Genomic DNA, 11,960 nt, shown 5'->3' with positions numbered 1-11,960 from the left:
CACAGGCAAGGGAGCCGACCATGACCGAGACCGCGAAGCACCGCGCAGGGGACACGTTCGTGGAGGGCGATCCGTACGTCCTCGACGCGGCGAAGATCCAGGATCCGCCGAAGGGCTGGCGGGCGAGCATGCGTCTGCTCGGCCCCGGCATGATCACGAGCGCCGCGATCGTCGGCAGCGGCGAGCTCATCACGGCGACGACGCTCGGCGCGCAGGTCGGGTTCATGCTGCTGTGGCTCGTGTTCGTGTCGACGTTCGTGAAGGTCGCCGTGCAGATCGAGCTCGCGCGATGGACGATCTCGACGGGCAAGCCCGCGCTGTTCGGCTACGACCTCGTGCCGCCGCGCATCTTCAAGCGCGGCTGGATCTCGTACCTGTCGGTGCTCATGGTGCTGCAGTTCGTCACGAGCCAGGCGGGTGTCATCGCGACGAGCGGGCTCGCGCTGTCGATCCTCATGCCCGTGCTCGGACCGCCCGCGAGCACCGCATCCATCGGCTTCTGGGTCGCGCTGCTCGTGATCGCCGCCGTGGCCATCCACATCGCCAACCGCTACTCGATCGTCGAGCGCGTGTCGACGGTGCTCGTCGTGCTCGTGACCGCAGCGGCCGTGGTGCTCGTGTTCGGCATCCAGGCGACGCCGTTCGCCTGGGACGGCGCCGACGTCGGCTCGGGACTCACCTTCCAGCTCGCGCTCGGCGCGGTCGGCGTCGCGATCTCGATGTTCGGCCTCACGGGCGTCGGCGCGGGCGAGGTGACGAGCTACTCGTTCTGGTGCGTCGAGAAGGGCTACGCCGCCTGGACCGGCCCGAACGACGGCTCGGAGGCGTGGGCGACCCGCGCACGCGGCTGGATCTCCGTCATGAAGATGGACGCATGGGTCGCGTGGGTCGTCTACACGATCTCGACCGCCGCCTTCTACGTGCTCGGCGCCGCGGTGCTGCACCCGCAGGGCCTCGTGCCCGAGGGCAGCGAGGTGCTCACCACGATCTCGCGCATCTTCTCCGACACCCTCGGCCCGTGGGCGGGCGTCGCCTTCCTCGTGTTCGCGGCGATCACGCTCTACAAGACGATCCTCGCGAACGTGCCGAGCCTGTCGCGCCTCACCGTCGCCGCCTTCGCGATCTTCGGTGCGTTCGACTGGAGCGACGCCACGCGCCGCGCCCGCTGGCTGCGGATCATGATGGTCGTCATGCCCGTGCTGTGGGGCCTGCTGGGCGTCGTGGTGAACGCACCGCTCGCGCTCATCCTCATCGGCGGCACCCTCAACGCGTTCTACCTGATCGCGGTCGCCATCGCGACGGTCTACCTGTCGTTCACCCAGACCGACCGGCGCATCAAGGACGGCAAGGTGACGACCGTCTACCTCGTGGTCTCGGCGATCGCGATCGTCGCGGTGGGCGTCTTCGGGCTCGTCAACCTGTTCTAGCGCTCCGACGTGCGGCGCCCCGCGACCTGCTCGGTCGCGGGGCGTCGATCGTCTGCACCGAGCGCGTCGAACGGAGCGGCCGATCGCCTCGAAGGGCCGGATGCGCGCTCAGGACCGTGAGGAGACGCTCGACTTGGCGTCGAGCGATCTCCGACGCTCCTCGTCGGCCTCGAGGACCTCCGGGGGGATGCCCGCACGCAGCAGCGCGTCGCACTCGTCGACTCCCAGGGCGCCCGGAGTGCGCGATGTGCGACGTTCCAGCTCGAACAGCCACTCGTCCCCCGCGCGGAGCGTCGCGGCGAACGCCTGTCGCTCGTGCTCGGTCGTGAGACCGGCCACGGCGACGCCCCAGCGCCCGGCTTCTGCTGCGCGCCGTCGTCGTCGAGCGAGGTCGACGAGCTGCAGGCGCACCGGCCGCTGCTCATCGGTGTCCGAGAACGAGCGCAGCCAGCTGCGAAGCAGCACGGCCTGCTCCTTGCGCGAGAGACCGGGGAGCAGGCTCTCGACCCGAGCACGGACGGCTGCGACGCGCTTCCGCTCGAGGCGGCGTGCCGATCGATCGGACACGGCGAGTGCGACGAGCCCAACGACGAGTGTCACCAGCATCGCGAGGCTGCCCATGCCGAGGTAGCGCAGGACCTCATCCGCAGCGTCGCCAGTCACGATGCGGATGAGCGTCCCGCCACCGACACCGAGCACACCTGCGACGAGCAGGAGCGCGCAGATGCCCGTCGTGATGCACCCGACGCCCATCACCCAGCTGTCACGGGGCAGCGGATCGAGATCGACCAGATCCTCGAGGCCACGTGGCGCGGACTCCTCGCGAGCCATCCAGAGCAGCGCGCGAGGCTCTGCGAAGGGCAGCAGATCGAGCAGCACCAATCGCAGCGCGCGCCCCTCGCTCGCCCGCGTCCAGTCCGGCGTGCCCCATCCCCATCTCGCCGCCTGATCAGGGGCGTGGATCCGGCGGTAGTGCTCGGCAAGCACGCGGCGCACCGCAGGATCCACGGCGACGCCGCGGCTCAGCAGGTCACGTCGCTCCCACCGCAGGGAGGGCGTCGGCGCCGTCCGGAGGCCTTCGAGCACGACGAAGAGGCGCTCGGCGTCGTCATCGCGCTCCTGGCCCGTCATCCCGCGAGCATGGCATGTGGACGCGACACCTAGTCGTATCGGCCCTCGGCGCGCCAGCCGGCGTCGTCGCCCAGCAGCACCCACGCATCCCCGGCGCCGTCGACGACCTGGATGCGGGCGAGGGACTCGACGAGCGCCCCCGTGCGCAGCCGCAGCGGCCACGGGCCCGCCCATGCGGCGACGCGGCGACGGTCGCCCGCCGGCGACCGGAACCACACGGGTGGCCGGATGCGCTCGTCGGCGTCGACCGTCGAGCCGTCGGCGTCGAGCAGCGTCACGGGCTGCGGCGGGCGGAAGACGGTCGAGGGCCTGGGCTCGGGCAGCGACCCGGGCCACGGGCCCTCGCGCGGCTCGGCGATCGCGTCCCCCCACGGCGTGAGCACGCCGCGCTCGGCGAGCAGCCGCCCGCCGCCGAGGCTCGCGACGACGACGCCCTCGCGTCCCAGCACCCCCTGCAGCCGCTCGATGACGCCGCGCGTGCGCTCGTCGACGCCGCGGCCGCCCCACAGTCCGGGCATGTGGTCGGTGTCGCGCTCGAGCCGCTCGGGCGTGATGCGCACCTCGACGAGCGCGCTGTCGAGGCCGCTCTCGGAGAGCTGCCATCGTGCGCGGTCGACGACGTCGCGTGCGCGGAAGAAGCCGGGCTTGCGCCATGTGCGCTCGCTGATGCCGCCGAGGTCGGCGCGCAGCAGGATGCGCACCTCGGCGACGACGAGGCGGCGTGCCGCGAGCTCGGCGACGTAGGCGTCGGCCCTGCCCTGCAGCGCGAACCCGAGCTCCTCGGAGCCCTCGATGCCGGGCTCGAACTCGAGCGCGAGCGCGTCGGGCGGATGGTCGGAGCCGGGCTCGACGGCACGGTCGTCGAGCCCGCGCGCGCGATGCTGGTCGCGGAGTCCCTCGGCGCCGAAGCGGTCGCGGACGCTCGCCTCGGGCAGCGCGGCGAGGTCGCCGAGCGTCGTGAGCCCCAGCCGCAGGAGCATGCCGGCGAGCTCGCCGCCGAGCACCGTGACCGGCATGGGCGCGAGGAAGGCGCGCGATGCGCCGGGCGGCACGATGCACGCGGGCGTGACGGGCGAGATGTGCTCGTGCGCGGTGCCCCGAGCGCCATGCGCACTCGCCGTCGCGCTCTCGTGCACATCTCGCCCGGCGGCGACGCGCTCGGCGAGCTCGGCGGCGAATCGGTCGTCGGCCACGCCGACCCGGATGCGCAGCCCGAGGGGTGCGAGCGCTGCGGCGATCGCCTCGATCGCCTCGCGCTCGCCACCGTAGAAGCGCGCCGCGCCGCGCATGGGCAGCGCGAGCGCGCCGTCGCCGAGGCCCTGCACGCCCGGCACGACGCCCTCGACCGCGCGGATGACGTGGGCGAACGCGAGCACCTCGCCCACGGCGTCCGCGTCGGCCAGCACGAGCGAGGGTGCGCCCGCCTGCGCGTCGCGCACGCGCTGCCCCACCCGCACGCCCGCCTCCCGCGCGAGGTCGTCGCACGCGACGATGCGATGCAGGTGCGTCGTCGCGACGGGCACCCCGCCTGGCAGCTCGCCCGCGGCCCGCGCGACCTCGACCGACCAGTCGGGCACCCGCAGCACCGCGATGCGCCGGACGGTCCTCCGCCCCGAGGTGCGGTCGGCGCGCTCGGGTGCGGAAGGAGCCGCACCCGAGCGCACCGAGCGCACCTCGGGACCGCTGTCGGCGATCACCGCGCACCGCCCAGCTCGACGACCGCGCGCCGCGGCACCCGGTCGCCGGCGGTGACCTCGACCTCGAGGCGAGCGGTGCGGATGCGGCCGAGCCCGTCGTCCGCACCGGCCCACGCCGCACCGAGGGTGCGGATGCGGCTCGCGGGCTGCGGCCAGTCGCCGAGCACGATGAGGCAGCCGTCGGCGCCGCGCACGCGCGCCGCGAGCCGTGCCGCCTCCGCCGGTGCGAGCCGACCGGGCGCCGCGGCGAGCACGACGGGCAGCACCTCGGCGAACCCCGCGACGGCGCTCGCCCACGCCTCCCCCGGCCTCGGCACGAGGACGACGCGATCGACGGGCACCCCGGCGTCCGCCGCGGCCTCCACGCCGACGTCGGCGAGGCCGACGATCGCACCCCATCCGCCCGACGGCATCGCGGTGGCGAGCATGCGCAGCGCGAGCGACCGGGAGTCGACGGCGTGCACGCCGCCGACGCGCAGCGCGGGCAGCACGCGGTGCAGCGCGGCGGGCGTGGGAAGGCCGATCGACTCGACCTCGGTCGTCTCCATGCCCCGCATGCGGGAGCGCAGCGCCTCGATCGTCGCGGCCTTGCCGCGGTCGAGGTCTGCGATCGTCATGCCCCCATGATCGAACGTATGTTCGAACGAGGTCAAGCCGGTGCGGCGTGTCTCGCGAGGCGTCTCGCGGAGCCTGCCGGCGCCCTTCCGTGGCTCTCCCGAGGGGGCCTCCAACGCGCACTCGCAGCCTGCCGCCAACCGCCCACATCGGCCTCGACGAGCGCTCCGCGCTCGGCATCCGAGCATGAGGGCGGTCACGGCTGGGGCTGCAACCCCGCACCGTCCGCTCGCGGATCTGCCAGGCTCGGAGGGTGCTCCCCGATCGTGCCAGCGGCATCCAGCTGCATCTGACGTCCCTGCCCGACGGGCGCCTCGGCGCCTCCGCGAGATCGTTCGTCGACTGGCTCGCCGAGGCCGGCCAGACGGTGTGGCAGGTGCTGCCGCTCACGGTGCCGGATGCCTTCGGCTCCCCCTACGCCTCCCCGTCGGCGTTCGCCGCGAGCCCTGCGCTGCTCGAGCATCCCGACGCCCCCGTCGACCAGGACGAGGTGCGCGCGTTCGCCGAGCGGCACGCGTACTGGGCGCCGTCGTGGGTCGCGCACGGCGGCGACCTCGCCGCCCAGGTGCGCTTCGATCGCGAGTGGGGCGAGCTGCGCGCCTACGCCCGCGAGCGCGGCGTGCAGATCCTCGGCGACGTGCCCATCTACGTCGCGCAGTCGGGCGCCGACCACACCGCCTGGCCCGAGTTCTTCCGCGACGACGCCGTGGCCGGCGTGCCGCCGGACGCGTACGCCGCGACGGGGCAGCTGTGGGGCAACCCGCTGTACGACTGGGAGGCGCTCGCCGCCGACGGCTACCGCTGGTGGATCGAGCGCCTGCGACGCACCTTCGACCTCTACGACCTCGTGCGCATCGACCACTTCCGCGCGTTCAGCGACTTCTGGGCCGTGCCCGCGGGCGACGAGACCGCCGTGCGCGGCACGTGGGAGCCGGGCCCCGGCCGTGCGATGTTCGACGCGGCCGCCGCCGAGCTCGGACCGCTGCCCGTGCTCGCGGAGGACCTCGGCGACATCGACGCGCCCGTGCTCGAGCTGCGCGACGCGCTCGGCTTCCCCGGGATGGCGGTGCTGCAGTTCGCCTTCGAGGGCGACGACACGAGCCCGCACGAGCCCGAGAACCTCGCGCGCGAGCAGGTCGTCTACACCGGCACCCACGACAACGACACGGTCGTCGGCTGGTGGCAGACGCTCTCGCGCTCCCGTCGCCGTGCGGCGCGTCGGGCGATGCGGGATGCGGGCGCCAGGTGGTCGGTGCGGCGCCGCGAGCGGTCGTGGGGCCTCATCGAGATCGCCCAGCACGGCCCGAGCCGCCTGGCCATGGCGCAGGCGCAGGATGTGCTGGGCCTCGGCGGCGAGGCGCGCATGAACACGCCCGGCACGGCCTCCACCTGGGGGTGGCGAATGGATGCGGGCGCACTCACGAGCGCGCACGCGAGCCGACTGCGCGCCATCTCGACGGCAGCCGGCCGGGTGTGAGGGGCGGTGGTGCGGGCACGCGGCCCGCACCACCGACCCTCATGCGCGCTCACGCACGCAGCTGCTGACGGCGACGCGCGCCGAGCAGGAGCGCCATGCCGAGCAGCATCGCGGCGAGCGCGAGGCCGAGGGCGAGGCCGCCGGTCTCGGCACCCGTCACCGGCAGCGACGGCGCGGAGGCCGAGGCGCCGGGCGTCGCGTTCGAGCCGGCCGGCGTGGGGCCGCCCATGGCCGGCACGTGGGTGCCGGTCGTCGGCACGTCGACCGGGATGGTCGGCGTGGTCGGCACGGTCGGCGTCGTCGGCGTCGTGGGGACCGTCGGCGTCGTCGGGATGGTGGGCGTCGTCGGCGTCGTCGGGACCGTCGGCGTCGTCGGGATGGTCGGCGTCGTCGGGACCGTCACGGTCGTCGTCGAGCCGGTCGTGGTCGCGTCGCCCAGCACCGACACGGCGTTGCCGCCGATCGTCACGGGTGCGACGACGTCGATGATCGACGTGCCGCCCGAGAGCAGCCCGCCGTCGCTCGACGAGCCGTTCGACGTCGTCGTCGTGGGAGCGGTGACCGTGGTCGTCGCGCCCTCCGAGAGCGCGTCGCCCACGATGGCCACGGCGTTGCCGCCGATCGTCACCGGAGCGGTCGCACCGATCGCCGACGAGCCGCCCGAGAACAGGCCGTCATCCGACGAGCCCGAGGCGCTCGACTCGGTCGTCGAAGGAGCGGTGACCGTGGTCTCCGCACCCTCCGAGTGCGCGTCGCCCAGCACCGACACGGCGTTGCCGCCGATCGTCACCGGAGCGGTCGCACCGATCGCCGACGAGCCGCCCGAGAGCAGGCCGTCATCCGACGAGCCCGAAGCGCTCGACTCGGTCGTCGAAGGAGCGGTGACCGTGGTCTCCGCACCCTCCGAGTGCGCGTCGCCCAGCACCGACACGGCGTTGCCACCGATCGTCACCGGAGCCGTCGCACCGATCGCCGACGAGCCGCCCGAGAGCAGGCCGTCATCCGACGAGCCCGAAGCACTCGACTCGGTCGCCGAAGGAGCGGTGACCGTGGTCTCCGCACCCTCCGAGTGCGCGTCGCCCAGCACCGACACGGCGTTGCCGCCCACGGTCACGGGCACCGAGAGCAGGGCGCCCGAGGATCCGCCCGAGAGCAGCCCTCCGTCGTCCGATCCGCTCGAGGAGCCGGAGCCCGCCGTCGAGGTGCTCTCGGTCGGAGCTGCGACGGTCGTCGCGGCGTCCTCCGAGTGCGCGTCGCCCAGGACCGACACGGCGTTGCCGCCGACGGTCACGGGCACGGAGACGAGCGCGGCCGACGATCCGTCGGATGCGACGGCCTCGTCCGAGCCTCCCGTCGTCTCCGACGTCGCGGCGGCCGGCGCCGCGACCGAGGTCGTCGCATCCTGGCTCGTCGCGTCGCCGAGGACGCTCACGGCGTTGCCGGACACCGTGACCGGCACCGACACGAGCGCGGCGGAGCCTCCGCCGCTGAGGATGCCGCCCACGTCGGACGTCGCATCCGTGGATGCCGGCGCCGAGGTCACGGCTGCGGGGGCTGCGACGGTCGTGTCCGCCCCCGTCGTGGTGGCGTCGTCGCCGCCGACCGCGTTGCCCGCGATCGTGACGGGCAGCTGGATGCCGATGGCCGACGAGCCGGCGTCGAGCAGGCCCGACCCCTCGTCGACGTCCGCGGCGCTCGCCACCGCGGTCCCTGCGGCCCAGAGGCCGCCTGCGACGGCTGCGCACAGCAGCCCTCGCGTGAGGTGCTTGTTCATGATGAACCCTTCTGAAGGATGTGCTGGGTTCGGATCCGGATGGAGCCGAACGCATGCCGCGAGAGCGCGGCGCAGCATCCGTCAGTCAGGGCTCGAGTCGTGGTCTCCCACCACGGAGGTGGGCAGCAGGTCGTCGCCGGCGAGCGCGCGGAGCGCGTCGTCGAGCGAGCGCTGCGCGTCGTGGGTCGTGTCGGCGAACGCCGCGCTGGGCGCCTGGCCGCTCGCGGCGGGCGCGAGGGCGCCGCGCTCGTCGACGGGCGCGGGCGCCGCGGCGCCACCGGGGACGGTCGCGGAGAGCGTGCCCGCCTCGGCGAGGAGCCCCCGGGTGACCGCGAGCACCTCGGCGCGGGCGTCTGCGCCTGCGAGGATCGGCTGCGCGTCCGGCCCGAGGGCGTCTGCGTCGATGGCAGGTGCGACGCCGGTCGGCGAGGCGCCGACGGTCCCGGCGCCGTCGGCGACGAGGACAGGGTCGCCGTCGGCGATCGCGTCGACGGCAGAGCCATCGATCTGCGGGATGCCGACGGGTGGGATGCCGATCGACGGCGTCTGCACGGCGTCGACGGTGCCGTCGAGCACCTCGTCGACCGCACCCACCACGGGCACGACGACCGAGGTCGCCGGCGCGCCGACGAGGTCGCGCACCACGGGGACGGCGGCCACGACCGCGTCGACCTGCGTCGCGACGGGCGTCACGACGCTCGTGAGCGTGGGCACCGCCTCGACGACGTGCGTGAGCTGGGCGGCGACGGGCTGCACGACGGGCGCGATCGGAGCCACGACGGGCTCGACGATCGGCGTCGCGACGGCTGCGACGGGAGCGGTCGCGGCGGCGACGACGGGCGAGGCGACCTCGAGCGTCTGCGTCGCGACGGAGCCGACCGCGCCGGTCGTGTCGACGAGCGACTGGGTCGCGCCGCCGAGCACGTCATCGAGGACGCCGGACTGGTCGGCAGCCGAGGCGTGCGAGCCGCCGAGGAGCATGCCGCACACGACGGCCGCTCCGCCGGCGACGACGCCGAGGAGCGCCAGGCGCAGGGCGCGTGAGCGGTCGACGACCAAGCCCTTCGCGTCCATCCGTCACCCCCATGTGCGTGCCGACAGAACACACCTCAGGCGTCGAGCCGTCGAGGGGCTTGCGCCGGATCGTCGCGGAGGAGTATTTTCCGCGCGCGTTCGGATCCGACCTCGCATCGGATGGGATCGGCGTCGCCAGGCGCGTCGGACCGCCGACGCGGCGAGCGCCGACCCCGTGGGAGCCGGCGCTCGAGCGCACGAGGGCGGCGGACCGCCCGCGGATCAGTCGGTGCCGGAGTCGAACGCGGCGCGCTCGCCGGCCTCGTCGAGCGTGTCGAGCGCATGGCCCTCGGAGCCCGAGGCGATCTGCGCGGCGCCGCCGACCTCGAGGTCGCCGATGAGACGTGCCGTCTCGCCGGTGACGAGGCCCGCGGCCGCGTACTGCTCGAGGCGCTGCCGCGAGTCGGCGATGTCGAGGTTGCGCATCGTGAGCTGGCCGATGCGCTCCTCGGGGCCGAAGGCGGCGCCGCCGACGCGCTCCATCGAGAGCTTGTCGGGGTGGTACGAGAGCGAGGGGCCGGTCGTGGCGAGGATCGTGTAGTCGTCGCCGCGGCGCAGGCGCAGCGTCACGGTGCCCGTGACGGCCGACGCGACCCAGCGCACGATCGACTCGCGCAGCATGAGCGCCTGCGGGTCGAGCCAGCGCCCCTCGTACATGAGGCGCCCGAGGCGGCGGCCCTCCGAGTGGTACGTCGCGACGGTGTCCTCGTTGTGGATGGCGTTGAGGAGGCGCTCGTAGGCGGCGTGCAGCAGCGCCATGCCGGGGGCCTCGTAGATGCCGCGCGACTTCGCCTCGATGATGCGGTTCTCGATCTGGTCCGAGACGCCGATGCCGTGACGGCCGCCGATCGTGTTGACCTCGTCGACGAGGGCGACGGGATCGAGCTCGACGCCGTTCACCGTGACGGGCCGGCCGGCCTCGAAGCCGATCGTGACGTCCTCGGTCGCGATCTCGACGTCCTCGCGCCACGAGGCGACGCCCATGATCGGCTGCACGAGCAGCACGGATGCGTCGAGCTGCTCGAGATCCTTCGCCTCGTGCGTCGCACCCCAGATGTTCGCATCCGTCGAGTACGCCTTCTCGGCGGAGTCGCGGTAGCCGAAGCCGTGCTCGACGAGCCACGCCGACATCTCGGACCGACCGCCGAGCTCCTCGACGAAGCGGGCGTCGAGCCACGGCTTGTAGATGCGCAGCGCCGGGTGGGCGAGCAGGCCGTAGCGGTAGAACCGCTCGATGTCGTTGCCCTTGTAGGTGGAGCCGTCGCCCCAGATGTCGACGCCGTCCTCCTTCATGGCGCGCACGAGCATCGTGCCCGTGACCGCGCGCCCGAGGGGCGTCGTGTTGAAGTACGTCTTGCCGCCGGAGCGGATGTGGAAGGCGCCGCACTGCAGGGCGACGAAGCCCTCCTCGACGAGCATCTCGCGGGCGTCGACGAGGCGCGCGAGCTCGGCGCCGTACTCGAGGGCGCGTGCCGGCACCGCGTCGATGTCGGGCTCGTCGTACTGGCCGATGTTCGCGGTGTACGTGTAGGGCACGGCACCGTTGTGGCGCATCCAGGCGACCGCGACGGAGGTGTCGAGCCCTCCCGAGAATGCGATGCCGACGCGCTCGCCGACGGGCAGGGAGGAGAGGACCTTCGACATGCCCTCCAGCCTATTGCCGCCGCGACGCGCCGCCGGACGCGCGGCTAGGGTCGGAAGGGTGGATGCGCACGACCAGCCCCTCTCCCAGGACGCCGCGAGCACGACCCTCCTGCGCGGCACCGTCGTCTCCGGCGGCGTCGCGACCGATGGCGCATGGGTGCTCGTGCGCGGGGACCGCATCGTCGAGGTCGGCACGGGCGGGGCGCCCGCCGCGGATCGCACGATCGAGGGCGCCGTCGTCGCGCCCGGGTTCGTCGACCTCCACTGCCACGGCGGCGCGGGGGCGGCGTTCGACGACGGCGAGGCGGCGGTCGAGCGCGGGCTCGCCTTCCACCGCGCGCACGGCACGACGCGGCAGCTCGCCTCCCTCGTGACCGGCTCGCTCGACGACATGGCGCACCGATCGGCGGCGATCGCCGCCGTCGCCGCTCGCGACGACCGGCTGCTGGGCGTCCACTTCGAGGGCCCGTGCATCGCCGAGGCTCGCAAGGGCGCGCACGACCCGACCCTGCTGCGGGCTCCGGATGACGCTGCGGTCGACGCGCTCGTGGCGGCGAGCGCGGGCATGCGCGCCATGATCACGCTCGCGCCCGAGCTCGACGGCGGCATCGAGGCCGTCTCCGCCCTCGCCGCGCGCGGCTGGCGCGTGGCCGTCGGGCACACCGACGCGGTCGTCGAGCAGGGGGCTGCGGCGTTCGAGGCCGGCGCGACGATCGTGACGCACGCGTTCAACGGCATGCGCGGCCTCGACCATCGTGCGCCGGGCGTGCTCCCGGCCGCGTTCGACGACGAGCGCGTGACGATCGAGGTCATCGCCGACGGCGTGCACGTGCATCCGCGCATGGTGCGGCTGCTGTTCGAGGCGGCGCCCGGACGCGTCGCGCTCGTGACCGACGCCATGGCCGCCGCCGGGCAGCCCGACGGCGACTGGATGCTCGGCTCGCTGGCCGTGACGGTGACGGACGGCGTCCCCAGGCTGCGCGAGGGCGGGTCGATCGCGGGATCCACGCTCACGCTCGACCGCGCGGTGCGGACCGCGGTGGGGGCGGGCGTGCCGCTCGTCGCCGCGATCGACGCCGCGACGCGCGTGCCGGCGCGCGCGCTCGGCGTCGACGACGCGT

Annotated in this window: 9 protein-coding genes; 3 read left to right on the top strand and 6 right to left on the bottom strand. The window is 74.1% G+C overall.

Features of this window, described 5'->3' with window-relative positions:
- The first annotated feature begins 20 nt into the window (after positions 1–20).
- Entirely contained in the window at positions 21–1,427 is a 1,407-nt protein-coding gene (locus ABD249_RS09045) for an Nramp family divalent metal transporter (protein ID WP_344342774.1), read from the top strand.
- Between the two features lie 108 nt (positions 1,428–1,535).
- On the opposite strand, the gene ABD249_RS09040 is transcribed toward ABD249_RS09045, so the two are convergent.
- The 3 genes from ABD249_RS09040 to ABD249_RS09030 are packed head-to-tail and all read right to left on the bottom strand — an operon-like array spanning position 1,536 to position 4,872.
- The gene (locus ABD249_RS09040; protein WP_344342772.1) at positions 1,536–2,558 is read right to left on the bottom strand and encodes a hypothetical protein; all 1,023 of its coding nucleotides are present in this window, start codon (positions 2,556–2,558) and stop codon (positions 1,536–1,538) included.
- A 29-nt stretch (positions 2,559–2,587) separates the two neighbouring features.
- Entirely contained in the window at positions 2,588–4,255 is a 1,668-nt protein-coding gene (locus ABD249_RS09035; protein WP_344342771.1) for a Y-family DNA polymerase, read from the bottom strand.
- The gene (locus ABD249_RS09030) at positions 4,252–4,872 is read right to left on the bottom strand and encodes a hypothetical protein (protein ID WP_344342769.1); all 621 of its coding nucleotides are present in this window, start codon (positions 4,870–4,872) and stop codon (positions 4,252–4,254) included. The genes ABD249_RS09035 and ABD249_RS09030 overlap by 4 nt, the downstream gene beginning before the upstream one ends.
- 251 nt (positions 4,873–5,123) lie before the next feature.
- Here ABD249_RS09030 and ABD249_RS09025 point away from each other — a divergent pair, with 251 nt between their 5' ends.
- Positions 5,124–6,347, top strand: coding sequence for a 4-alpha-glucanotransferase (locus ABD249_RS09025; RefSeq protein WP_344342768.1), 1,224 nt, complete (start codon positions 5,124–5,126; stop codon positions 6,345–6,347).
- Between the two features lie 49 nt (positions 6,348–6,396).
- On the opposite strand, the gene ABD249_RS09020 is transcribed toward ABD249_RS09025, so the two are convergent.
- The 3 genes from ABD249_RS09020 to argG form a co-directional block, all read right to left on the bottom strand.
- On the bottom strand, positions 6,397–8,121 hold the full coding sequence (locus tag ABD249_RS09020) for a hypothetical protein (protein ID WP_344342767.1): 1,725 nt from the start codon (positions 8,119–8,121) through the stop codon (positions 6,397–6,399).
- An 81-nt stretch (positions 8,122–8,202) separates the two neighbouring features.
- Positions 8,203–9,195 carry a hypothetical protein gene (locus ABD249_RS09015; RefSeq protein WP_344342765.1) on the bottom strand — a complete coding sequence of 331 codons (993 nt, stop codon included), beginning with the start codon at positions 9,193–9,195 and terminating at the stop codon, positions 8,203–8,205.
- 222 nt (positions 9,196–9,417) lie between these two features.
- Positions 9,418–10,839 (bottom strand): argininosuccinate synthase, encoded by a 1,422-nt coding sequence (argG, locus tag ABD249_RS09010; RefSeq protein WP_344342764.1) that lies wholly within the window; start codon positions 10,837–10,839, stop codon positions 9,418–9,420.
- A gap of 58 nt (positions 10,840–10,897) precedes the next feature.
- Here argG and ABD249_RS09005 point away from each other — a divergent pair.
- The coding region (locus ABD249_RS09005; protein ID WP_344342762.1) for an N-acetylglucosamine-6-phosphate deacetylase at positions 10,898–11,960 on the top strand (1,063 nt) is incomplete at its 3' end.

The organism is Agrococcus versicolor (assembly GCF_039531815.1).
Taxonomy (GTDB): domain Bacteria; phylum Actinomycetota; class Actinomycetes; order Actinomycetales; family Microbacteriaceae; genus Agrococcus; species Agrococcus versicolor.
The sequence above is the reverse complement of the archived record's forward strand: the minus strand, read 5'-3'. Positions and strand labels throughout refer to the sequence as shown.

Coding starts and splice junctions, on each gene's coding strand:
- ABD249_RS09045 (WP_344342774.1), top strand. CDS start 21: ATGACCGAGACCGCGAAGCACCGCGCAGGGGACACGTTCGTGGAGGGC.
- ABD249_RS09040 (WP_344342772.1), bottom strand. CDS start 2,558: ATGACGGGCCAGGAGCGCGATGACGACGCCGAGCGCCTCTTCGTCGTG.
- ABD249_RS09030 (WP_344342769.1), bottom strand. CDS start 4,872: ATGACGATCGCAGACCTCGACCGCGGCAAGGCCGCGACGATCGAGGCG.
- ABD249_RS09020 (WP_344342767.1), bottom strand. CDS start 8,121: ATGAACAAGCACCTCACGCGAGGGCTGCTGTGCGCAGCCGTCGCAGGC.
- ABD249_RS09015 (WP_344342765.1), bottom strand. CDS start 9,195: ATGGACGCGAAGGGCTTGGTCGTCGACCGCTCACGCGCCCTGCGCCTG.
- argG (WP_344342764.1), bottom strand. CDS start 10,839: ATGTCGAAGGTCCTCTCCTCCCTGCCCGTCGGCGAGCGCGTCGGCATC.